This window comes from Bacillus sp. M5A3_1b (genome assembly GCF_053345335.1).
The window spans coordinates 418,684-441,643 of sequence record NZ_JBKEZY010000004.1; the positions used below are offsets into that span (position 1 = coordinate 418,684).

Genomic DNA, 22,960 nt, shown 5'->3' on the forward strand with positions numbered 1-22,960 from the left:
ATGAATTTTATTCAAACAAAAAACTGAGGTGTTCTCTATACACCTCAGTTTTTCATAAAAATAATAACTTATTTAACCGACGATACACCTTCAACAAATTCACCAATCTTATTTTGAAAAACATAATCAAAGTTATATTCTTGCCCTGTTAACTCTTCATTTACTAAAATTGTTGTTGCCCCTATTTCCTTCTTTGCGATTTGTGGGAATGAAGCGACAGGTTGTACTTTTAACGACGTTCCCATAACGATAAGTACATCTGTTTCATATAAACGTGTTATCGCATTTTGATATTGCGGCAATGTATCTCCGTATAAAACAACGTCTGGATTTAAAATGAAATTACACTTCTCGCAGCGAGGCACTTCATGATCAATCATATACTGCAAATCATATCCCGCTTTACACTTCGGACAATGTGCTGTTTGAAGTGTTCCATGTAAATCAATGACATGCTTACTACCACCTAGTTGATGTAAACCGTCAATATTTTGCGTTAAAATCGTAATGTCTTTCCCTTGTTCTTCTAATTCAGCTAAAAAGCGATGGCCGCGATTTGGTTTATATTGATGAAACGTATTAATTTGAAAGATTTCTTTATAATGCTTCCAAAATTCTTTCGGACTCCTATTATAATATCCTCTTGATAAATACATCTCCACATTCGCATCAGCATATAATCCATTTGCTGAACGAAAATCTGGGATACCACTTTCCGTACTTGCTCCTGCACCTGTTAACGCTGTAATTTTCTTCGCTTTTTCTAAAATTGAACGTACTTCTTCAAATTGTTGCACAAAAATCACCTCTATGTATTTTCCTATACTTATTATACCAGTTGTTTACAAGAGGTGTTGTCTTTGTATAAAGAACTCTTTAAACTTCCTTATTTTATATAGTTTTTCTTGATGATATCTTTTGCATTATTGTACAGAAATACAAGGAAGATAACTGCTAGGATACCGTTTACCCAATAATATGTATTTCCAGAAGTAAACCTATTATAAAAGGATTGAGCATTATAATATAATAGCCCCGCTGAAAGCACAGTAGAGAATACTAACATACCAAAACTTTTCAAGATATCCACCTCAATTTCCAAAATTCCAATTTTTACAATAATTATACATGAGAATGGGCGAATTTAAAATATGCAATGTACCCTATCATTATCAAGTGAACGATATATCCTTCTTCCAAACAAAAATAACAACTACATACGCACTTCGGTACTACCTCAGAATCTTACTTAATGCGTCGTACCCCCAATTTCTACAATATCAACCTCAACTATCGTCGTTACCTCAACCGCCAGTTCTATCCCTTTACGAATAGTAGAAAGTGACATACTCGGTTGGCCTGGATAATTGCTCGCTTGTTCTGGTAAGAACGGAATATGAATAAATCCGCCTTTTATTTTCTTATCACGCTTCTCTAGTTCATGCATGAGACCGTAGAATAAATGATTACAAACGAATGTACCTGCTGTTTGTGAAACGGAAGCTGGTATCCCTTCTTCTTGTAGCTTTTTTACAATTGCTTTCATCGGAAGTGTAGACCAGTAGGCAGCTGATCCTTCTTCTACAACCGGTACATCTACGGGCTGATTTCCTTCATTGTCAGCAATTCTTGCATCATCAACGTTAATTGCAACACGCTCTATCGTAATATCTGGTCTGCCCCCAGCTTGTCCGATACATATAATCATTTCAGGGTTTAGTTCTTCTATATACTCTTTTAAAACTTGTATTGATTTATGGAATACAGTTGGTACTTGTTTACTAATAATCTTGTATTCTCCGATTGTTTTTTCGTGCAAACTTTTTGCGACTTCCCAAGCTGGGTTGATGCTTTCTCCGCCGAATGGATCAAATCCTGTTAGTAATACTGTTTTCATAGTTTTCCCTCCTAATTAGAAACGATATACAAGGCCGTACATAATAAACATATTTATGATAAAGATTGAAAGAGCAATTGGTACTTGCGCTTTAATAACTGCATTTTTATCTTTTAGCTCTAAAAGCATTGCCGGAACGATATTAAAGTTTGCTGCCATTGGAGTAAGCAATGTTCCGCAATATCCAGCAAACATACCAAGCGCTGCCATAATTGCCGGATTTCCACCGTGCATTTGAACAATTAAAGGTAAGCCAATTCCGCCAGTAATAACGGCAAACGCTGCGAATGCATTTCCCATTACGACTGTAAAGAGCATCATTCCTAAACAATATGCCATAACAGCAACGAACGGATACTCTGTCGGTAATACTTGTCCGACTAAATCAGAAACGACTTGTCCAACGCCAGATTTTGCAAAAATACCACCAAGTGCCGCTAACATTTGTGGTAAAATAACAGCCCAACCGACAGCTTGTAATAGTCTGCTTCCTTCTTGCACAGGCGTTGTTATTTTCGATTTTGTAATACGCATCGCCGCAATGAATGCAAGTAGTGCCCCAAGTGCTAATGCAACTAATGTGACTTTATCTGGATCAACAAGGGATACATTCCCCCATTTAATCTTCCCTAACGTTAACGTACCGATAATTGTAAAAATAGGAATTAATAGTGCAGGCATAAAAATTTTATTTTTTAATTTCTCCGCATGTTTCACACGTTCTTGTACTGGAACTTCTTTCTCCTCTGATTTTGTTACTTTATTTAATGAAGCTAACACGACCATAGCAAGCACAATACAACCAACGTAAAACGAAGGAATTACATTTCCAAATAAAAATGTAACTGCAAACAATGCCCAAAATAAGCTAGAACCAAATCGATTTGGATGCTCACGATCAAACGCAATACGAACAGCGATAAATGCAACGATTATACCTAATACGTAATAAATTGTATCCATAGTTATGATGTTCATATTATATTGCCTCCTTCTCTTCTTTTCCTTCTGTCTTCATTGTTTTCTCTATATATTTATCAAACCTTCTAAACCTAATCCAGCTCACGATAAGTGCAGATATTGCAGTTGGAATACCCCAAAGTGCCATATCCCATACACCGACATGCATACCTACTGAATCGAAGAATCCTTTCATTAATAAAATGGCACCAGTTGCGATAAAAATGTCTTCTCCGAAAAACCAAGCTGTATTTTCCGCAGCTGCTGCGTTTGCTTTAATCTTCTCTCTTAATTTTTCAGGAAGTTTACCGTATTTACCTTGCGCAGCCCCTTCTGCCATCGGTGCAACGAGCGGTCTTACTGTTTGCGCATGACCACCAATGTTCAGCCCCAGTGCTGCTGATGATTCTCTTATCGTAAAATATGACATTAATACTCTTCCAGTTGTTGCACCTTTAGATTTCGTTATAAGTGCTTCTGCTCTTTCTTTTAAACCGTAACGCTCTAAAATTCCAATTACCGGTAAAGTTAATATTATTGGCATAGACATATATCTATTTTCTATGAAAAATTTACCGAACATGCTAATGACATCATAAAAGCTTAACCCTGAAACCATACCAGTAACAATACCTGCAACCATAACTACTAATAGTGTATTTAATCTAAATAAAAAACCAACTGCAACAAGTAATATCCCGATTAATTTAATCATTCCAGCACTTCCCCCTATTCTTTATTTCGGTGCACAAATAGAAATACCATTAAGTTCGAATGTTCTGTATATTTTTCCCGCAAATTGGACTGCTTTCTCTCCATCACCATGTAAACAAATTGTTTGTGCTTGAACTGCTACTTTCTCTCCGCTCACCGCGTTTACATACCCTTCTTTCACCATTTGAAGCACTTGCTTTATCGCTTCGTCTTCATTTTTTATGAGCGCATTTTCTTCTGTACGACTTGTCAACGTTCCATCTTGCTTATACGTACGATCTGCAAAAGCTTCTTGTACGAGAGTTATATTGTATTTTTCCGCAGCCTGTATAAACGCCTCGCTATTTGCTAATCCGTAAAGTAATAGAGTTGGATTCACATGAGAAATTGCCTTTGCGATTGCATTTGTAATTTCTAGATTAGTTACTGCCATATTATATAAAGCACCGTGCGGTTTTACATGATGTATCTTCCCGCCAGCTGCTTTCACAAAAGCGTCTAATGCACCGATTTGATATAAAACGTAATCGTATACTTCACTTGCTGAAACATTCATGTTTCTTCTTCCAAATCCAATTAAATCAGGAAAACCAGGATGCGCGCCAATTGCTACGTTATGCTGCAGTGCCTTTTCGACCGTTTTCCTCATTACAGTCGGATCACCCGCATGAAAACCACAAGCAACATTTATAGAGGAAACGAACGGAAGAATTTCATCATCATTCCCCATTTTATAGGCTCCAAAACTTTCTCCTAAATCACAATTTAAATCGATTGTCGTCACGATATTCCCCTCCTAATGTCAACTTCGTAAAGTGATGAATTTCTTTAATAGATTCATATTTACTTCTTGTTCTATGTACAATTGTTCCGCTTCCTCAAGCGTAATTTTCTCAAAAGATACATAGTCCCCCGGTTTTAATTGAGCAAGAAGTGGTAAATCTACTGAAATAATATTTCCCATTCTCGGATAGCCACCTGTCGTTTGCCTATCTGACATTAATATAATCGGCTGTCCTCCATTAGGAACTTGAATGGTCCCAAATGTAACCGGACTCGATAAAATCTCTTTTTCTTCCACTCTATTTAAAACTTCTCCTTCAACTCTATAGCCCATACGGTCAGCGTAATTAGATACTTTATATTCTTTCGTAAAAAATGCCTGTATACTTTCTTCTGTAAATTGATCATATTCAAAATCAGTTATAACGCGAAGCTTAGGGTACTTCTTATACTTTGGCAGTACGCTTTTGCTAATTGCCCATTTCGTTTTGATTTGCTCCTCCTTTTGTAAGTCTTGAATGAAACGACTCGCTATTTCTGAGTGGGTACCAATTTGAAAATAATCTCCTTTTTTCAGCATTCTTCCCTCAATACCACCAATCGCAGCACGTATATAAGTACTTTTGCTTCCCATCGTATGATCAATATGTATACCACCTGCAAAAGTCACATACGCTCTGCAACCGTTTTTCACTTTCCCAAAACAAAGCATGCTACCTTCTTCCGCTAAAATGGGACGCCATAACGGAATACGCTTCCCATTCAGTAACGGCTCCATATTTGCTCCACCAATTGCGAGTAACGTCGTTTTCTTTATTAACAATTTCGGTCCCATAATCGTCATTTCGAGTCCCGCTTCATTCTCTTCATTACCGACTAATATATTGATCATCCGAAGTGCACTTTGATCCATGGCCCCGCCAACTGGTACACCGTATTGTTGATAATGAGCTCGCCCTAAATCTTGGACTGTTGTAAACATTCCTGCATGTAAAACTTCTACATCCATTCTTTAGCCCCCTCAAGTGATACGTACTCTTCCTTCGTTATTGGGATAAATCGTAAATACATACCGCTTTGAATATATGTTGGTGTTTCTTCTTCTGGATTAAATAAGGAGATTGGAGTTCGGCCGATAATATTCCATCCTCCTGGTGTTTCAAGCGGATATATACCTGTTTGATTCCCACCAATCCCTACTGAACCGGGAGGTATTTGTAACCGCGGCGTTTCTTTTCTAGGTGTTTCTAGTTCTTTTGATAGTCCTCCTAAATACGGGAACCCTGGTGTAAAACCTAACATATACACAAAATATGTTGTTTCACTATGTATACGAATAACATCCTCCGCTTGTAACCCTCTAGAATGTGCGACCTCTTCTAAATCAGGTCCATATTCTCCCCCGTAGCAAACAGGTATAGAAATATGTTTCACATCTTGATTCACTTCTTCTTTATATGAATTACATAGCTCTTTTATATATTGACAAACGTAATGATACGGCCCTTCACTTCTCCCATTTCGCTTCCATACTTCGTATACATTGTAGTAGACAGCTAATGAAGTGAAAGATGGCACACACTCAACCATTCCTGCAAACGGATGCTGCCTTAACGCTTGAAACAATCGCTGCACTTTTTCGTATGTCTCCATCCCAATTTCTTCACCAAATGTAACAATAATTGCTTGATCCCCTAACGCAGAAAATTTCATCCCACTCCCTCTTTCTATACCAAAAAGCCGAGTTCTTTCGAAATGCGATGTGCTGTTTCTTTCACCTTCGCAATAAAATATGAAATATTACTTTCGCTGTACTCAATTGCTAATCCCGAAATACTAATACCTGCTACAACCGTTCCATCGCTTGCAAAAATGGGCGCTGCTATAGCCGCTGTATGATTTTCTAACTCCGAGTAGCTAATTGTATGTCCTTCCTTTTTCGCCATTTGCAACACTTCTAGCAATTGTTCCTTATCCACAATTGTTCCATCTGCAAACTGTTTTAAATCCGTTTCCTCTATGTATTTCCGTTTCTCTTCCTCAGAGAAATACGATAGTAAAATTCTCGGACATGCACCCGCATAAAGTGGCGCTCTTCTTCCAACTGCCGTATACACGCGTACAGGCTGAACGCCTTCCATCTTTTCCACATAAATCGCGTCATTACCATCTTGAATAATTAAATTAACTGCCTGTCCTAAACTATCTCTAAGCTCTTTCATATATGGAATCGCAATATTCCTTACTGATAATCTTTGTGAAACAAGTTGACCGAACCGTAAAAATACGACCCCTAAACGATATTTCCCCTTCTCGTTTTTTTGTAAAAACTCCATTTCTTCTAACGAGCCAATTAAACGATAAACAGATGTTTTCGGCATACTCGTAAGCTGAACCATCTCTGTTAAACTTAGCTCTTCATGCTCATAAAACAACTCTAAAATATCCATTGTCTTAACTGCCGTTTTATTTATACTCATTCTATCTCCCTCTTGTTCCGAATTTTGAAACTTAAATTCCGTTTTTTGAAACGAATATATAATTTAAAATTATAAAATATTCTTTCAATTCTATCAATATTTTTTTCAAGCGTATGACTCGATATATTTGTCAGTAATTTAAAAAACGACAATAATTCAATTCTTTTGTAAATTTTCACATTAAACCATTACATATCCAATATATTCCAATTATCATGATATATGTAAAACAACATATAAGGAGTGTTTCTTTTGAAAAAGTTGCTAGTAATTCCTGCTATTATGTTATCTTTTTGTATAGGTTATAATGTGACATTTGCGACAAATGAAGATACTCATTCAACCGCTAAAGTTGCCCAACATCATAAAATAGCGAACGAAGAAATTCATTTTTTCGGATCAAGTATTTCTGACTTTTACTATTCTCACGGGGATGACTTAAGCGTTCTTGTAAAAAATATAGGCGATTCTCCTTTTAGTTACACTTTATATACTGCTAAAGATTCTTGGATGATTGACGGAACTTTAAAACCTGGGGAACAAGCGATCAACGAATTTAGTATAAATTGGAGCGATTGGCTTCCTGAAGGTGAATATAAGATTAAATTCAGGAATAATGATGGTTCTCTTTCAAAAGTTCAAGTTATAGCAAAACCAAACATTTAAATAAAGCACAAAAAAAGTATGGAAGAATATTCTTCCATACTTTTTGTTTTATAACGCTCTTACTTGTTTCAACGGCCAGAAAACAGCTTGGCCTTTTCCGACAATTTCATCTTCTGAAATAAATCCGAACATTCGACCGTCTTTCGAAACTTCACGATTATCTCCTAAAACAAACACTTGGCCTTCTGGCACTTTCGTTTTTCCAGTGATTTGTTCTAACGTAAAGTCTGGAGTTAGTACACGGCCTGCTGCTTTTTCTTTAAACTCTTTTAAATATGGTTCTTCCATCGCTGTTCCGTTTACATATAACACATCGTTTTTATACTCCACTGTATCGCCTGGTAAACCAATCACTCGTTTTACTAAATCGTATCCCTCTTTTCCGTGGAAGACGATAATATCAAAGCGATCTAATCCACTTATACTATAACCAATCTTATTCACAAGAACTCGTTCGTTATTTTCTAAAGTAGGCATCATCGATTCACCTTGTACTAATGAAGGTGTAAATAAAACACCGCGAATAATAGCAATTAATAAAAGAGTAAATCCTATCGTTTTAGCCCATGAGAATAATTCTTTCTTCGTATTTTCCTTCATCGTTTCTCCTCTTTCTTAACTGTTTATTGTATAATTTGAACTAATTCTTGTACTAAATTAAGATCAATTTCAGAAAAACATGATTTCCCTTCTCTTACCGCTGTACCGACATGTGCTTGCGAAATTCCAGTTTCATCTAGTAATTTCTTTATATTTTCTTTCGTCACGCCAGCTCCAGCAACAAGTTGAATTTGGCCATCGCTTACCTTTTGCATTTCTGCAAGCACCGGAATATTATCTACTATATTTCCTTGTCCACCTGAAGTTAAAACGTGAGTCACTTTATGAAACTTCTTTAAAGTTCTCATCGCTTCTACTGGATTTTCTGTATCATCTATTGCACGGTGATATGTGACATTTATCCTGTCTACCACAGATAATAAATCCGCTAGTTTCTTTTCATCCACTTCATTTCGTTCATTTAATACACCTAATACAACACCAGCTACTCCTAATTTCTGAGCAACTACAATATCTTCTTTCATCATTTCAATTTCTTCTTCCGTATATGTAAAAGATTTCGCATGCGGACGAATCATAACGTGAATTGGTACATGTACTGCTTCTACCGCTTTTTTAATAAATGCATAACTCGGCGTTAAACCGCCTTCTGTATAAGATGAAATTAATTCAATTCGCTTCCCGCCAGCTCGTTCAATTCGTTTCACATCTTCTAAACATGTTGCAATAACCTCTAGCATGAGATGACCTCTTTTCGTGCTTTTTTCTTATTATACAGTAGCTGAAATAAGAAACATAGCATTCTCCTATAAAACTGTAAAAAGAAGAATGAAAAGAAAGATTTTTTTTATTGATTGCCTTCATTGTTAATATTATATTCTACTAAAAAAGGAGTAACCCCTAGAACTTCTGACTAGGTGTCACTCCTTTTTATTTTACAAAAATACTAGGTTTCCCCTATACATTTAGTTATTTTTCTTAGTTACTTCATTATAATAGTGGCTAAATGCTTCTACTAATGCGTCAACTGACGCATACAATTCTTCTGGTGTATTATCTACCCCTCCCATTTCAATAAGTAATGCATTCGGAGAAAGGTCTTGATTATATACTCCGTTCCCGCTTTTACGATCTTTAATAAAAATGCCTCGGCTTAAACCGTAATACTTTTCATCTAAATATGAATTGATTGCCGTTACTATTTTTTTATTTTTTTCATAATTAGGATTTTCCCGTCCTAAAATGAAATAGAGCCGAGCATAATTCTTTCCGTTAATATTTTTTGTTGTAGTATTTTTTCGTGCATCATCTCTATGGAGGTCCATTGGGAACATAATATTTTTATCTTGCGTTAATTTATCTTGTAATATTTGACGGGACCCTTTATAAGATTGGGCCCAATTTAAATTTTTATTTCGCAGAAAATCCCTCATATTTGTCGTATCATGCGAAACACCTATTCCTTTTTCTTCTAATTTTTGTTTTAAATAGTTTCCAACAAACGTAATATTCACTTCATTATTTGTACTGGAAGCATCATCGGGTACAGTAGCACCTGGAATAAGAGGAATAAACGATTCCCAACTATGTGTATGATAAATAAAAACTTTATTTTCACTGTTATTTTGTGTATTTGAATTTTTATCAGTAGAATTGTTTTCTTTCCCACTCTTTGGGCGCTCAACAGCAGTACCTTTATCTTTAATTTTATCTAAAGGAATGCTGGATTCTTCAGGAATGTTCGTATAATCTGTTCCTTCCCCAGCAATTAATATTTCCGAATAAAATTGATTCATATTAGGAAGTTCTCTAGTTAATAAACTTCGGAGATCATTTACATTAATGTTTGTAGAAAGTGACAGTAAAAAAGATTCCAAAGACGCTCGTCCTTTTTCTTGATGAAATTCTTCTGCAAAATAACGATTTTCACTTCCTATCATATACATAAGACCTTTAGTAGAATTCGTTCCTAATAACTGATTCATATAAAATGATTTAAATACGCTGGAATTACTAGAAATGACGAATGAAGTGAGGATACATATAATCGTGAATAAAATACATATCACTACATATCTTACATTCAATACTTTCAGTTTCACTTTATTCATTTTATATCTCCCTTCATTTACTATATTCTTACGCATAATTTTTAAGTAATATGATTACTAATTTAATAGAACTTCCTGAACTACTATATTTTCATTTAAGCTCTTTCCGTAAAGCGAATGATGTTAAAGTTACCGTGCGCAAATATCATCAAAGATTAAAAGAAAATCAAATAACCTGAGTCTATGTATAGACTCAGGTTATTTAATATTTTTCACTCGACAGAAGACACTGCATTTTAATGGGATTTTTTATTTTCCATGTCAATGCCTAATTGGTCTTTCAATAACTTCATACCTTTTTTTGTAAGATGGACGGCTCTATTCTTATCCGTTTTTGTAATCCATTCCTGTTCAAAAAATAGTTTTGCTATCGCAGATCCTAACCAACCAGCAATATGGTAGCGTCGTTCACTCCAATCAAGACAAGGTTTTGCAAATACCCTTCTCTTTATATCTGCCGTTTCAATATTTATTCCAAAATTCAGAAACCACTGCTTACCTTGTTCCGTTACAATGTATTCTCCTTTCTCTAAAATTATAAATTCCTTATCTAATAATTTTTCGGTTATCTCTACACCGAGTTTGCCTGCAAGATGATCATAGCAAGTTCGAGCATAACGAACTTGTTTTAGTTGATCCGATTGTTTTAAAGAACGAACTTGGACTGTTGGTGCGATTGTTCCTAACTTTTCAAGAACTTCTGCTACCTCTTGATTAGCAAGTCGATAGTAACGATGTCTACCATGTTGTTCAACTGTAAGTAGATTCCCCTCTACTAATTTAGAAAGATGGGAACTAATCGTTGGATGTGACACTTTTGCCTTATAAGCCAATTCGCTAGCAGGTAGTGCCTGATTATTCATTAGACAATCTAAGATAATTGCTCTTGTAGGTTCAGCAATTAGTTTAGCTATATATGAGATATTCGGATATACATTCATATTTCGATGATACCCTAACTATTAAACTGATACAATTATTTTAAGTTTAATAGTAAAGGAGAATGTATTATGAATGCAATTGATCTTAGTATATTAAATTTGAAAGAAACGAGAAGGCGCTCAGAAAAATTATGGAATTCTCTTCCCGATAATTTTCTTAATTGGAAGCCTGATCATGAAGCTATGTCTTTTGGTGAGATGATTCGTCATGTATGGAGCTCAACTTTTTACTATCATATGATTTTAAAAAACAACGGCTCAATACATGATATACATTTCCCGTATGATGACGAGCCAATTACTTGTGTAAAAAAGGAAATTGAATTGGCACAATCGTACTTTACTGACTTTATAGAATATGTTCAATCCATAAGCATAGCTGAGCTAGATTCAACCCTTATTGATCGAAGCGATGTTGGCTATGAAAGATATTTAGGCGACATGCTATTACGAATTGCCTATCATGATGCGGTCCATGCTGGTCAATTTTTACAATATTTACGAATTATAAACTTGGAAAGACCTTTAATCTGGGATTAAATATAACAAATGTTTACAAAGCTTTCAAACTGGCATTATAATAATACGCAACCAATTATCTAACTAGTCAAAATTCTTTTCGTTAGTTAAAAAGAGCAATTTAGTTGTTGTACGATAATTAATATATGGGGATGATCACGTGAAAAAGCACTCTGAATTAAAAAAGCATTTATGTGAACTGGAGGAAAAACTATTAGAACCTAAAACTCGTACAAATCCAACAGAACTGGACAAATTACTTGCAGACGACTTTTTTGAGTTTGGAAGTTCGGGAAACGTTTGGTATAAGAAGGATTCTGTTGGTGGAGACGGACTTAGTGTGAGAGAAATGACTCTTTCTAATTTTGAAATATACCCTTTATCGAAGGATACTGTGTTGGCGACATATCTTGTAAGAGATGAAACTAGAATGCAGAATACTTTGCGAAGTTCCATTTGGAAACTGATAGATGGAAAATGGCAAATGTTTTTCCATCAAGGAACACTTACAAAATCATGATAACCATTTATACTAAAAATCTACATCTCAATTTGGTACGTCGTACACATAAAAAGCACGTGTTCGATTACTAATCAAACACGTGCTTTCAAAACAACTATATTGTCCATAAACAATAAAATGTAAGTTAAAAAAACTACGGCCGAAACGCCGCATCCGCTAACATAGATAGTGTTGCATCATCCATCGGCGGATTGTGCAATCCTGCTCTGACGTTTAAATAGTAACGATGAAGCGGATTTTTTTCTGATAAACTTTTTGCCCCTACGATGCGCATTGATTTATCCACTATTGATATCGCCGCATTTGTTACGGCGTATTTCACTGCCGCTAATTCTGCTTGCAGTGATAGTTTATCTTCTGCCTCATCGTACTTTTTCGCAATTTGATATAAAAAGACGCGAGCTTGCATAAGCTCAAGTTCTAATTCTCCAACTAATCTTCTAACATTCGGCAATAAACTAATAGAATGATTTAAACTGTTTGGCTTGTATGATCCCGCAAATTGAACCGCATAATTTCTTGCTGATTGTGCAATTCCTAAATAACATGCTGGTATATGTAGCAACCAGCCAATACCCTTTTGTTTCACTTTCCCGCCCAATACATTCGTAAAAAAGCGACTTTCTATCTCTACATTTTGTAAGACAAGGTCGTGACTAGCAGTCCCTCGCATCGCAACGCTATCCCACGTTTCTTCAATGGATACACCGAGCGTATTTCTCGGAATGACAAACTCACCAACTTCTTCTCGGCCTTCCACACTCGCTGAAATAATAAAATAATCAAGTATTGGCGCCATCGTTGTAAAAGTTTTTCTTCCATTTATAATCCACTTCTCGCCTTGTTGAACCGCTATCGTTTCTGGCCTACCACCACGCGTCGGACTCCCTGTTTTTGGTTCTGTTGCTGCCCTGTTAAAAAGCGCACCGTTACGTACTTCTTCGCAAAACCATTTGAACATCTCATCATTCCAAGAGTGATTTTCCGCTAGCTCCTTCACAATGCCAATATGCCAGCCAATCGATAACGCAGTAGCTCCGCAGCCTTCCGCGATTTTCTCTTGAAATAAAACGAAGTCATATAAAGAAATCGCACTACCACCAAATTCCTTCGGTAACGTTAATTTCGTATATCCGATATCTTTCAAATCACTTATATTTTCATACGGAAATGATCCTAATTCACTTAGTTGATGCTCTCTTTCCATGAACTTCGGAATCAATTTATTTATTTGTTCAATAATGAAAGATTGTTCTTCTGTTTCAACAAATGAGAGTGCCATACTATAATCTCCTTTATGTTCGATTCATCAACCGCTCACTTTTTCATTATGATTATATGAAGCTACCTCTCTATTGTTTCACTATTCCGATAAAAATACAATGTTTTTGACCAATAAGAAAAGTTCCCATTTAAAATAGGTTCTTTTCTTATATTAGTCTCCCTTCAATGCCTTTAACGGCAAAGAGGTTACATATCCAATGTACGAGAATAATTCTTTAAAGAAGAATGGTATTTCTGTGTCTAACGTTTTATATGCTGATGTCGGCGTTGGTGAAGCATACGCTTCAATATTAATATGTTTTGCGATTCTCATTGCGCGTTTCATATGAAGTGGATCACTTACAATCGTGTATGTGCGTATTCCGTTCTCTATTCCAACTTCCTTCGCATTCTTTAAGTTTTCTTCTGTGAAAAGGGATTTTGTTTCAATTAAAATATCTTCCTCTTTTACACCTTGTTTCATTGCATATACTCTTGCAGTACGCGCTTCCTCAAGTTCTGCCTCGAACTTTGTACCACCTGTAAAAATAATCTTTTTAATATTTCCGTTCTTATATAAAGAAATCGCATGATTAATTCTTTCTTTAAATACAGGAGATGGTTTTCCGTTCCATGAAGCTGCTCCTAATACAATACCAGCATCCGTTTTCACACTATCATCTGTTTTAAAACGATAGCTCCAAATATCGTAAGCTGCATAACTTACATATAAAATAGCAGAACAAATCATTAGTAAAAATACTTGAAAGATTCGTCTTTTCTTACTCTTCTTATTTTCTTTCATTTGTAATTGCCTCCGTACATCATCCATACTTCTATAAAAAAACATTTATATCAAATCGTTTCGTTTGAGTTTATTTAAAAGAAGGAACTTTACTTGTTATTTATGTATAAAAGGGTTTTCATTTAAAATTGAGGATTATCAATTCATTTTTATTTGCGGTTTTCATTACATGTTTTAAATTCATAAGTTTATTACCATACAACTACATTGTAACGAATTTTTTCTCAGAAGGGAACGATGAAACAAAAGGAATTAAAATAAAGTAGCATTTTGTAAGAAAAAAGGTATATTTTTCATACATCACGAACAATATACCTTTCAAAACACGAATTATAACTTTTCTTTATACAACTCTAAATTTTCTAATAAACGTACTTTCACAACTGGCCATTCACTTGCGATAATACTATATACAACCGCATCTCTCACATGACCACTTGGCAATTTTCTTTCGTTTCTAAGCACACCCTCTTTTACTGCACCTAACCTTTCAATTGCTCGTTGTGCTTTTTCATTTCTTGCATCCGTCTTAATTTGTACTCTCAGCATACGTAATTTTTCAAAAGCATACTGGAGAAGCATGTACTTACACTCTGTATTTATACTCGTACGTTGCACACTTGGATGATACCAAGTTTGCCCTAACTCGACTGTCTTATCTTCTACTGAAATATTATATAGACGTGTACTTCCTACAATCGTATTCGTCTGTTGATCCACTACAACGAAAGGGATTTGCGTACCCTTTCCATAACCTTGTATCGCTTTTTGAACGTATTGCTGCATATCTTGCGCACTATCCATTTTAGAAATTAAATACGCCCAAATATCCCGATTTCCTTCTACAATCGAAAACAAAGTTTCGACATCATCACTATCTATTAACCGTAACTTTGCTCTTTCGTGAATGCTTTCCATTTGTAAGCCCCCTTTTTCTTACTATATCATACAAAATAAAATTTAATTATATAGATATTTTAATTTTAATCCCACTTTTAAATGCACTTACATTCAATTTTTAATAACTTCTCACATCATAATCAACCAAAAATCTCTAACAAATACCGTTTACATCTCATTGTTTCAAGCTACATTCATATTGGTTTCGTTTCATGTGAAATTATTCTTTTTCTAATGGTCTAATGTGTGTTCTTTAAAGATTTGCACAGCAAAAACGCTATTTTTTCTACAAATAGATTATTGTTTTTCATTTATGGATCAATTTTTCAGCTTGATAGTATGGATAAATATGGATAATAACCCAAAAATACTATATAATAATAAAGTGAAAGTTTTACAGTTAATTAATATGGGATAAATGGGAGGATATAAAAATGCTAGATCAAATTACTTGGGGAACACCAGGCAGCTTATTATGCTTAGGATTCTTTTTTGCAGGGTTAGGAATCTTCTTAAGAAGCATGACGTCATATACGAAAAATAAATAAAAGAAGCCTTCTGTAAAAAGGCTTCTTTTGTTTATAGCTTTATCTTTTCAAAAATTTTAAAGCAACAAATAAGCAATCGGTGTAATGATAAGCAACGTTAATATCGTTCTTTGTACGTACAGAATAATAAGTTCCGATACTTTTAACGGAATATCTGTTGATAGTATACAAGGAATGGAAGCTGAGAAAAACAATATTGATGATACCGAAACAACCGCAATGACAAACTTTGTCACAAGTGGTGCACTAACTACTAATAATGATGGTAAGAACATTTCCGCAATACCAACGGATGCTGCTTTAGCAGCTAAGTCGGCTTCTGGTAATTGTAAAGCCCATGTAAAAGGATAAAAAATATAGCTGACCCAATCAAATATTGGTGTGAATTTCGCTAAGACGATACCAATTAATCCTACTGACATAATAGAAGGTAAAATTCCCATTGTCATAATAAACCCATCTTTTAAGTTCACTGCGATATTTTTTATAATACTCGGTGCAGATTTCGATACTTCTAGCGCATCTTCCCAAGCGCGTTCTAGCATTTTCTCCTTATAAACGGGCTCTGGGAACCCTTCTTCTGTTACATATGTATCTGGTTTTCTACTAAGGGGCGGGAGTCTTACGGTGATAGCAGTTACGATGAATGTTACAACGAGAGTAGTCCAAAAATAAACATTCCATAAATGCATAATGTCTAATGTTTTTGCGATGATGATCATAAATGTTGCGGATACTGTAGAAAAGCCTGTAGCGATAATGGCTGCTTCTTTTGTCGTATACTTTCCTTCTTTATACACGCGATTCGTAATTAATAAAGCAAGCGAATAACTCCCCACAAAGGAAGCAACCGCATCAATTGCTGATCGTCCTGGTGTTTTCCATAACGGTCTCATAATGGGACGGCAAAACGTACCGATAAATTCAAGTAATCCGTACCCGACTAACAACGCTAAAAAAGCCGAGCCAATTGGTACGAGTACACTTACCGATATGACTAGTTTTTCATACAAAAACGGCCCTACATCTTGTGCAAAGAACCATGCTGGCCCTACTTTCAAGCAATATAATACACCAAAGACAACGCCAACTACTTTTAAAATAGAAAAACAAATGTCTACGATAGATGCATTCCATTTTTTCGTATAAAACGGATAAATCGCACCCATTATCATAACGAGTAGAGCGTAATAAGGTACTACGCTCGGAACCGAAGTCCGGATCCATGATACGATATGATCAATCATAATGGAAGAAGCACCATTTATCGTAACTGGTACAAAAAACATAAACACCCCAACTAGACTAGCGAGTATAAACCGGAGAATAACCCCCTTCTCACTCCCAGTCTTAATTACATTCCTTTTTAATTCAATTTCACTCAAAATTCGACACCTCCTATTATCTAAATATTCTGTATAATTACGTTAGATTCCTTCTATTGATTTTGAATATTTAATTATAAAGACTCCAAATATAACAATATAAAAACTCCTTGCTAAATTTATATAATAAGTATATAAGTTCAACGAAGGAGTTATTTTATGTAACACAATTAAACATTATTAAAAAATATAGGTATTTATATTCATTTGTCATTTTCTGTAACCGTATAAAAATACTTGAGTAATAATAATCGAATACATGTCCCAAGGAACATTACAGAATAAATAATAGAAAAATAGACCTAGACCATTACACTTCTGCCTATTAAAAAGGATATATAACTAAATTGCAACTTTGTAAAAGAAGCTATATATGTTATCAAGCATACAATAATAGTCGACCCAGTTGACGCCCCATACCCATCAACTTAAAAATATTAATTAACTTCAAGTGTAAAAAAACGGTATTTTTATCTGTTAGTTTGATGGACATGTGGCTGAACCCCTAATACTTTACTTTAATAATGACTCTTTTCATAAAATAAAATTCAATTATCAATCTAAAACGTTTTTTAGATTTAACAATAATAGGCGTACATTTTTACCTTTCAGATAGTCTCTTTTATTCTAATTTCTTCATTTCTTTCAGCCGTTCTATATCCTTTTCTAAAGCATTTTCTATTTTATACAGTTCATAGCTACCCTTTATCTCATTTATCACTGCAAATTCAATTTCATTCCGAACATAGCTTTTCATTTTTCCTTTTTTATAACCAATAACATTATCTAATATAGTTTCCCCACTATCTTTTTTATATAAATTATAGCTAACAGGTGGACGACCAATTACATACTTATTATCAGAAAATCCGACTATATCATCCCTTCCTAATCCCGTCGAAACACTCCAGACAAACATAATCTGAAATATAGAAAAAACAACAATACCGAATAAGAAAAAAAATAGGATTAATTTAAAAAATAACTTTAAAAGTATCCTGCCCAAAAACATTCCCTCCCATTTCATCTCGAGGTAGCAAGAACAAAACGCGAATTTTGTATGCTAAGGAACCGGATTTTTTAGATTGTTGAACTCAATCCCCCGTTAGTGCCATAAGAAAAAGAGTTACCGCAGTAACCCTATTGTTTATAATACACGTCACTAGGAAAAGCTACGGATGAATAAAGTCAATCTATTCAATTTCCCACAATCTTTTAATCTCCACCAATTCCTGTCCATTGAATTCCATTCTGTATATATCTGGTTTTGATGTCTGTAGTAAAAAATTCAAACCATACTTACTATCATAATACCCCATCATCAAAGTCATAACAGCTCCATGGGTTCCTAATACCACTTTCTGTCCTCGATAGGTTTTTAATAATTCTTTTAAAACTTTTATAGCACGCTTCTGACAGTCGACATTAGACTCTCCTCCCGTTAAAGCAAAGTCGGGTTCTAAAAATGACTTTGTTATCAAAGGGAATAATTCTTTATCCGACATTCGTTCCTCTTCAGCAATAAAGATTCTCTCTTTTAAGTCTTCAAATACTAAAACTTCTTGTCCTATTTGCTTCGCTAACTGCTGAACAGTTAGAATTGAACGATTGTATGGACTTGAGATAACAACATCGATTCCCTCACCTTGTAATATATCTGTTATTCGTTGAACATCTAACTTTCCTTTTTCAGTTAATCCTCTTGTTTTTTCTTTTCCAGATTTCGGTGAATCCCCATGTCTCACCATATATATGAAAGTTTTCATAATTCCCTCCATTTTTCCAGGTTCCTTTACAATTCCTTTCTCATATTAGCATATATATCCAATTCAGTCCCCTTAAAAATAACAGAAAACTGTGAATTTGAAATAAAGTCACGATATTTGTAAGAAAGACGCGAAGTTTTCACTACCCTCTGGTATAAAAAAGCATTATTCTTTCTAAACAAGCTAGATTAGAAAAGATGATGTTTTTTATGAATCTTTGAATTCAAAGTGAACTCCAATTATTTGCTGAAGAATTATATGAACATCTTACTCCTTAATTTCTGGAAAACCTCGCTAAAGAACTAGGGTTTGTACAACGGAATAGATAAAATTAATACACTCTTATCGGTTGGTTCTACTGCTTAAGATTTATTTGTCCCTCTATTCAACCTGTTAATCAAATAGTATAAATTTAAAACCACCTCTAGAGAAAATCAAGCACATACTAGCAAGCAAATTCTAGTAGGAATAACCCCAAAATAAATAGCATAAAGCTGCAAACATCTCCCTTTCTAAAAAACAGTGCATATTTACAGAAATGAACACTTTTATAATAAATAATTCTAAGTATCAATTAATAGAAAAGGCCTCTTTTGAATCCTACAAACAAAAGAGGCTTTTTCTATTAATCCCCATAATCATCCACAATCACTTGAATGACACGATACGATTCTTCTGCCACTATCTTATTATTTGCCTTATTCGCATCATATGTAATTAACGCTTTCCAAAGTGCCCATCCTCTCGCTCTATTCCACGTTTCTTCATCTATTTGTAATACTTCTTTAAATATTTTTCTACTAATTTTACCAAAAAACGTCCATGCCATCGCTGCATCACAAGCTGGATCTCCTACTCCTAAAATACCAAAATCAATTACGGCGCAAAGCTTTCCGTCCTTAACGAGTAAATTTCCTGGTGCAACATCTCCATGAACCCAAACTGGTTTACGCTTCCACGTTGACTGAAGTGCTACATCCCAAAGGTGCTTTAATACAGTTTTATCAAAAACGTCCTTATTATTTTCGATAGCACCTCTCGCCTCTTCATCATATACAGATATAAGCCCACCTCGGTAAAAATTATGCGCTCCAGCTATTGGTCCATTACTCGCATCAATGGATTGTAATTCTACTAAAAATGCTCCTAAGTCCGCCGCAAATTCATTTAAGTCACGAACATTTTGTTTCGTAACTATTTCGCCCTCTATCCACTTATTAATAGACCAAGGCCATGGATACGCTTCAGATGGATTACCTTTCGCAAGTGGTGTAGAAATCGGTAAAGAAAGCCCCTTACTTAATAGAGGTAGCCACTTATTTTCTTTCTCTACTTGTGGTGCATATGCCGCATCACTTGGCAATCTTACACTCATCTCATCTCCTAGATGAAACGTTCTATTATCATGCCCACTAAACTTTACAGGTCTCACTTCTAAATGTGCCCATTCAGGAAACTGTTCCTCTATCAACCTTTTAACTAAAGCAGTAGGAAATTGATTCATCCACTTACCCCCTTCTCTTTTGAAACTTACTATGTCCATCCGTACTACCGATATATTCAAAACCGTTTTTCTTATAAAAGTCATTCAATGTACGATTATGTCCAACACAATCTAACTTCAAATACTGTTTATCACTTTGCATATTCTCATCTACCCACTGTAAAATGTGTTCTCCTATTCCATTCCCCTTATGCTGCCTTTTCACTGCAAATCTATGAATATATAACGAATTAGAAACTTCCTCTTTACCAAAGATATGTTCATCCCAATCATTTTGTTTAGGAGATGCTGTAACCGTACCGACAATTTCATCTCCTTTCGTAACAACATACGTATATTTCTCTCTTATACCTTCTAGTATTTCAGCCGTAGCCTCTCCACTTAACAGATACTGCCACTGATTTACTTCTTTATGTTGTAGCCACTCTGCTACTTCTTTTAATAGAGTGATAATGCTATCGCTTTCCTCTTCAATAGCAGTTCGAATTGTATATTCTTTAACTGTGTTTCTCTCCATATTGCTGTTCCCCTTTCATATGTTTACTTCTTCCTTTATTTCGTTTTATACATTATATACCAAAATTAATTACTACCCCTTCAAATATATCTATTTTACAACTTCTATTCCACAAAAAAAACGTCCCACTACTAGTGAAACGGTTTTAATTCCTTTAGCATTCACTTCGTTTTCACAAAGTAATATAAAAACCACACCGCATGATTTTGTTCATCGGCAGCTATTCTGCGCAACAACTCTTTCATGTTCGCATCTGATGTTTCATCTGAAATTTCCAAATAAAAATCCACTGTCTTCTGTTCATCTTGTATTGCGAATTCTAACCCTTGTAAGTACGTATTTGGGCATTCTTCCGTAATTTGTGGTTTCGGCTGCTGACCAGTTACATTTGTATAGATTTGTACAAAATGATGAAAATGCTTTATTTCATCGTTACGAATTTCAAGAATTTGATTTCGTTCCGCCGCATTTGGAGCCATGTTGGCTAATTTCGCATAGCAATTTATAGCACTAAACTCTCCATTAATTGCTTTCTCAATATCACGAATCAACTTATCATTTTGCCTATACCAATCATAATCATTCGAATTATACATCGTATCCCCTCCATTATTTCACATAACATTTTATGCAATTTGAAATAGCAGGAGCATGTATACAAAAAGGAACTGCAAATCCGAACTCTTCTATTCCCTTTAAAATATAGAAAAACCTATCCTTCTTGATTTCCCGATAAGTTAATAAAAGCAAAAAACGCTTCACTCCTAGTGAAACGTTTTTTGCTTTTATGCGTTTAATTCCGTTTTTCGTCCCTTTACTACACTACGTTTGAAAGCAGTCGCTAAAATAATAACCATACTTACTACGCCAATCCAAACGAGCACAGTAAGTGGTGTACTCCAGCTTAACCCTTTTCCGAAGAAGAATATTTCTCTAAGTCCTTCAATCATAAATCGCATTGGCAACCATGCGTACACCCAGTCTTGATAAAATGGCGACAACATTTCAGGTGCTAACGATAATAACGGTGCCCCAAAGAAAAGTAAGAGTGCGAATACACCAATTCCTTTTAGTCCAACTAGTGAAAGTACTGCGGATATCATTAAAAAGAAGCTAAAGGACGTAATTGATAAAAACAGTGCCGTATCCGTGAAATTCGAAATATTTAAACCTACCATACCATCCGCGATCCATGTGAGGCCAAATCCAATAACAAGTGCCGCGACAGCCCCTGTTATGATTTGTTTTAGCTTTAATACGAAGTTTTCTTTTCTTGTACCTACTGGCATTTTACTTATCGCAATAAAGATAATTGCTGCGCTCGCTAAACTTGCAATCCATAACGGTTGGAATAAAGACATTGGCGAGTTACCGTTCGCACTATTTTTGCCGATTTCATTTACGTTTGTCACTTTCTTTGCAATTGGTGTGACTACATTTGAAACTTGGTCTGTTGTTACTGTAGCTCCTTTTGCTTTCAATCCTTCTAATAGTTGCGCGCGAACAGTATTATTCATATTATCAACGATCGCATTTAACATTTGTCCTGCCATAGTTGATGCCGCTGTATTCATTCCTTGATTGATGAATATTTCTAATTCTGGTGAAGATGGCTGTGCTGTTCGTAATGATGCTTGTTTTGTGCTAAAGTCTTTCGGAATAACTAACGCTGCGTAATACTCTTGATTATTTAATCCTTTTTGCACAGCTTCCTTATCTTTCACTTCTACCCACTTCACCGCAGGTTCTTCCTCTGATTTTGATGTCTTTTTCATATTATCAACAATCGTTTGCCCCATATTCATCTTCGGTTGATTCGGAATTTCTACTTCTTGATCCTCATTTACAATTGCGATTGGCAAGTTTTTCGGCTGAGGTTGAACAGTTGGAAATAACGTTAATGAAAAAATAAAAACAACAAGTAGTGCAATAACTGGTGATAACAATAAAAGTTTATTTTTAAACATCTTCTTTTCTCCTCCTATCATTTGATTTATAATAACCAACAACGTGTTGTTTATTTATATTTGAATTATATGTTTGAGTTGATCCTTATACAATAATCAAAAATCGTGAATGTGTCGGTTATAAGACACATCTTTGAAATGTGTTGGCTA

26 protein-coding genes are annotated in these 22,960 nt (G+C 35.0%); 3 read left to right on the plus strand and 23 right to left on the minus strand.

The window, feature by feature from the left end; genetic code table 11:
- Positions 1-68 precede the first annotated feature (68 nt).
- The 9 genes from ACLBWW_RS14770 to ACLBWW_RS14810 form a co-directional block, all read right to left on the minus strand.
- Entirely contained in the window at positions 69-806 is a 738-nt protein-coding gene (locus tag ACLBWW_RS14770; RefSeq protein WP_088110319.1) for an NAD-dependent protein deacylase, read from the minus strand.
- Positions 807-886: 80 nt separating this feature from the next.
- Entirely contained in the window at positions 887-1,081 is a 195-nt protein-coding gene (locus ACLBWW_RS14775) for a hypothetical protein (RefSeq protein ID WP_048547791.1), read from the minus strand.
- Between the two features lie 168 nt (positions 1,082-1,249).
- A complete protein-coding gene (gene pcp, locus ACLBWW_RS14780) occupies positions 1,250-1,897 on the minus strand; it encodes a pyroglutamyl-peptidase I (RefSeq protein ID WP_048547793.1) in 648 nt (215 codons plus the stop codon).
- A gap of 15 nt (positions 1,898-1,912) precedes the next feature.
- Positions 1,913-2,875, minus strand: a complete 963-nt coding sequence (locus tag ACLBWW_RS14785; protein ID WP_046959846.1) for a DUF979 domain-containing protein — start codon at positions 2,873-2,875, stop codon at positions 1,913-1,915.
- 1 nt (position 2,876) lies between these two features.
- On the minus strand, positions 2,877-3,572 hold the full coding sequence (locus tag ACLBWW_RS14790) for a DUF969 domain-containing protein (protein ID WP_000593393.1): 696 nt from the start codon (positions 3,570-3,572) through the stop codon (positions 2,877-2,879).
- A 21-nt stretch (positions 3,573-3,593) separates the two neighbouring features.
- Positions 3,594-4,355: a 5-oxoprolinase subunit PxpA gene (pxpA, locus tag ACLBWW_RS14795; RefSeq protein ID WP_048547795.1), complete on the minus strand. Its 762-nt coding sequence runs from the start codon at positions 4,353-4,355 to the stop codon at positions 3,594-3,596.
- Between the two features lie 18 nt (positions 4,356-4,373).
- Positions 4,374-5,363 (minus strand): 5-oxoprolinase subunit C family protein, encoded by a 990-nt coding sequence (locus ACLBWW_RS14800; RefSeq protein ID WP_048547796.1) that lies wholly within the window; start codon positions 5,361-5,363, stop codon positions 4,374-4,376.
- Positions 5,354-6,067 (minus strand): 5-oxoprolinase subunit PxpB, encoded by a 714-nt coding sequence (pxpB, locus tag ACLBWW_RS14805; protein WP_098069184.1) that lies wholly within the window; start codon positions 6,065-6,067, stop codon positions 5,354-5,356. The genes ACLBWW_RS14800 and pxpB overlap by 10 nt, the downstream gene beginning before the upstream one ends.
- Positions 6,068-6,081: 14 nt before the next feature.
- Entirely contained in the window at positions 6,082-6,834 is a 753-nt protein-coding gene (locus ACLBWW_RS14810) for an IclR family transcriptional regulator (protein WP_098721208.1), read from the minus strand.
- Positions 6,835-7,086: 252 nt separating this feature from the next.
- Here ACLBWW_RS14810 and ACLBWW_RS14815 point away from each other — a divergent pair, with 252 nt between their 5' ends.
- Positions 7,087-7,500: a hypothetical protein gene (locus ACLBWW_RS14815; RefSeq protein WP_098048421.1), complete on the plus strand. Its 414-nt coding sequence runs from the start codon at positions 7,087-7,089 to the stop codon at positions 7,498-7,500.
- Between the two features lie 48 nt (positions 7,501-7,548).
- On the opposite strand, the gene lepB is transcribed toward ACLBWW_RS14815, so the two are convergent.
- The 4 genes from lepB to ACLBWW_RS14835 form a co-directional block, all read right to left on the minus strand.
- On the minus strand, positions 7,549-8,100 hold the full coding sequence (gene lepB / locus ACLBWW_RS14820; protein WP_048547804.1) for a signal peptidase I: 552 nt from the start codon (positions 8,098-8,100) through the stop codon (positions 7,549-7,551).
- Between the two features lie 23 nt (positions 8,101-8,123).
- A complete protein-coding gene (locus ACLBWW_RS14825; protein ID WP_098048420.1) occupies positions 8,124-8,801 on the minus strand; it encodes a copper homeostasis protein CutC in 678 nt (225 codons plus the stop codon).
- Between the two features lie 225 nt (positions 8,802-9,026).
- On the minus strand, positions 9,027-10,172 hold the full coding sequence (locus ACLBWW_RS14830; RefSeq protein WP_048547808.1) for a stage II sporulation protein P: 1,146 nt from the start codon (positions 10,170-10,172) through the stop codon (positions 9,027-9,029).
- A gap of 236 nt (positions 10,173-10,408) precedes the next feature.
- Positions 10,409-11,113, minus strand: a complete 705-nt coding sequence (locus tag ACLBWW_RS14835) for an ArsR/SmtB family transcription factor (RefSeq protein WP_048547809.1) — start codon at positions 11,111-11,113, stop codon at positions 10,409-10,411.
- A 69-nt stretch (positions 11,114-11,182) separates the two neighbouring features.
- Here ACLBWW_RS14835 and ACLBWW_RS14840 point away from each other — a divergent pair, with 69 nt between their 5' ends.
- The gene (locus ACLBWW_RS14840; protein ID WP_098079365.1) at positions 11,183-11,653 is read left to right on the plus strand and encodes a DinB family protein; all 471 of its coding nucleotides are present in this window, start codon (positions 11,183-11,185) and stop codon (positions 11,651-11,653) included.
- A gap of 139 nt (positions 11,654-11,792) precedes the next feature.
- Positions 11,793-12,152 carry a nuclear transport factor 2 family protein gene (locus ACLBWW_RS14845; RefSeq protein ID WP_098069189.1) on the plus strand — a complete coding sequence of 120 codons (360 nt, stop codon included), beginning with the start codon at positions 11,793-11,795 and terminating at the stop codon, positions 12,150-12,152.
- Between the two features lie 136 nt (positions 12,153-12,288).
- Here the strand turns inward: ACLBWW_RS14845 and ACLBWW_RS14850 are convergent, their stop codons facing one another.
- From ACLBWW_RS14850 to ACLBWW_RS14895, 10 genes are all read right to left on the minus strand, one after another.
- A complete protein-coding gene (locus ACLBWW_RS14850) occupies positions 12,289-13,437 on the minus strand; it encodes an acyl-CoA dehydrogenase family protein (protein WP_098132510.1) in 1,149 nt (382 codons plus the stop codon).
- A 153-nt stretch (positions 13,438-13,590) separates the two neighbouring features.
- Positions 13,591-14,223, minus strand: a complete 633-nt coding sequence (locus ACLBWW_RS14855; protein ID WP_000662223.1) for a YdcF family protein — start codon at positions 14,221-14,223, stop codon at positions 13,591-13,593.
- 330 nt (positions 14,224-14,553) lie between these two features.
- On the minus strand, positions 14,554-15,141 hold the full coding sequence (locus ACLBWW_RS14860; protein ID WP_098123647.1) for a GNAT family N-acetyltransferase: 588 nt from the start codon (positions 15,139-15,141) through the stop codon (positions 14,554-14,556).
- A gap of 586 nt (positions 15,142-15,727) precedes the next feature.
- Positions 15,728-17,056: a YjiH family protein gene (locus ACLBWW_RS14865; RefSeq protein WP_098132511.1), complete on the minus strand. Its 1,329-nt coding sequence runs from the start codon at positions 17,054-17,056 to the stop codon at positions 15,728-15,730.
- A gap of 622 nt (positions 17,057-17,678) precedes the next feature.
- Complete coding sequence (locus ACLBWW_RS14870) at positions 17,679-18,062, minus strand: hypothetical protein (protein WP_064475712.1); 384 nt, start codon at positions 18,060-18,062, stop codon at positions 17,679-17,681.
- A 187-nt stretch (positions 18,063-18,249) separates the two neighbouring features.
- A complete protein-coding gene (locus tag ACLBWW_RS14875) occupies positions 18,250-18,822 on the minus strand; it encodes a histidine phosphatase family protein (RefSeq protein WP_098152471.1) in 573 nt (190 codons plus the stop codon).
- A 625-nt stretch (positions 18,823-19,447) separates the two neighbouring features.
- Positions 19,448-20,326 carry an aminoglycoside phosphotransferase family protein gene (locus tag ACLBWW_RS14880; RefSeq protein ID WP_098222100.1) on the minus strand — a complete coding sequence of 293 codons (879 nt, stop codon included), beginning with the start codon at positions 20,324-20,326 and terminating at the stop codon, positions 19,448-19,450.
- Between the two features lie 4 nt (positions 20,327-20,330).
- Entirely contained in the window at positions 20,331-20,843 is a 513-nt protein-coding gene (locus tag ACLBWW_RS14885) for a GNAT family N-acetyltransferase (protein WP_048547820.1), read from the minus strand.
- A gap of 161 nt (positions 20,844-21,004) precedes the next feature.
- Complete coding sequence (locus ACLBWW_RS14890) at positions 21,005-21,439, minus strand: ferritin-like domain-containing protein (RefSeq protein ID WP_048547821.1); 435 nt, start codon at positions 21,437-21,439, stop codon at positions 21,005-21,007.
- Positions 21,440-21,628: 189 nt separating this feature from the next.
- Positions 21,629-22,849 (minus strand): YhgE/Pip domain-containing protein, encoded by a 1,221-nt coding sequence (locus tag ACLBWW_RS14895; RefSeq protein ID WP_098079397.1) that lies wholly within the window; start codon positions 22,847-22,849, stop codon positions 21,629-21,631.
- Positions 22,850-22,960 lie beyond the last annotated feature (111 nt).

Excerpts from the sequence above, each read along its gene's own strand:
- pcp (WP_048547793.1), bottom strand. The coding sequence starts at position 1,897 with ATGAAAACAGTATTACTAACAGGATTTGATCCATTCGGCGGAGAAAGC.
- ACLBWW_RS14785 (WP_046959846.1), bottom strand. The coding sequence starts at position 2,875 with ATGAACATCATAACTATGGATACAATTTATTACGTATTAGGTATAATC.
- ACLBWW_RS14790 (WP_000593393.1), bottom strand. The coding sequence starts at position 3,572 with ATGATTAAATTAATCGGGATATTACTTGTTGCAGTTGGTTTTTTATTT.
- ACLBWW_RS14800 (WP_048547796.1), bottom strand. The coding sequence starts at position 5,363 with ATGGATGTAGAAGTTTTACATGCAGGAATGTTTACAACAGTCCAAGAT.
- pxpB (WP_098069184.1), bottom strand. The coding sequence starts at position 6,067 with ATGAAATTTTCTGCGTTAGGGGATCAAGCAATTATTGTTACATTTGGT.
- ACLBWW_RS14810 (WP_098721208.1), bottom strand. The coding sequence starts at position 6,834 with ATGAGTATAAATAAAACGGCAGTTAAGACAATGGATATTTTAGAGTTG.
- lepB (WP_048547804.1), bottom strand. The coding sequence starts at position 8,100 with ATGAAGGAAAATACGAAGAAAGAATTATTCTCATGGGCTAAAACGATA.
- ACLBWW_RS14825 (WP_098048420.1), bottom strand. The coding sequence starts at position 8,801 with ATGCTAGAGGTTATTGCAACATGTTTAGAAGATGTGAAACGAATTGAA.
- ACLBWW_RS14830 (WP_048547808.1), bottom strand. The coding sequence starts at position 10,172 with ATGAATAAAGTGAAACTGAAAGTATTGAATGTAAGATATGTAGTGATA.
- ACLBWW_RS14835 (WP_048547809.1), bottom strand. The coding sequence starts at position 11,113 with ATGAATGTATATCCGAATATCTCATATATAGCTAAACTAATTGCTGAA.
- ACLBWW_RS14840 (WP_098079365.1), top strand. The coding sequence starts at position 11,183 with ATGAATGCAATTGATCTTAGTATATTAAATTTGAAAGAAACGAGAAGG.
- ACLBWW_RS14850 (WP_098132510.1), bottom strand. The coding sequence starts at position 13,437 with ATGGCACTCTCATTTGTTGAAACAGAAGAACAATCTTTCATTATTGAA.
- ACLBWW_RS14855 (WP_000662223.1), bottom strand. The coding sequence starts at position 14,223 with ATGAAAGAAAATAAGAAGAGTAAGAAAAGACGAATCTTTCAAGTATTT.
- ACLBWW_RS14860 (WP_098123647.1), bottom strand. The coding sequence starts at position 15,141 with ATGGAAAGCATTCACGAAAGAGCAAAGTTACGGTTAATAGATAGTGAT.
- ACLBWW_RS14875 (WP_098152471.1), bottom strand. The coding sequence starts at position 18,822 with ATGAAAACTTTCATATATATGGTGAGACATGGGGATTCACCGAAATCT.
- ACLBWW_RS14880 (WP_098222100.1), bottom strand. The coding sequence starts at position 20,326 with ATGAATCAATTTCCTACTGCTTTAGTTAAAAGGTTGATAGAGGAACAG.
- ACLBWW_RS14885 (WP_048547820.1), bottom strand. The coding sequence starts at position 20,843 with ATGGAGAGAAACACAGTTAAAGAATATACAATTCGAACTGCTATTGAA.
- ACLBWW_RS14890 (WP_048547821.1), bottom strand. The coding sequence starts at position 21,439 with ATGTATAATTCGAATGATTATGATTGGTATAGGCAAAATGATAAGTTG.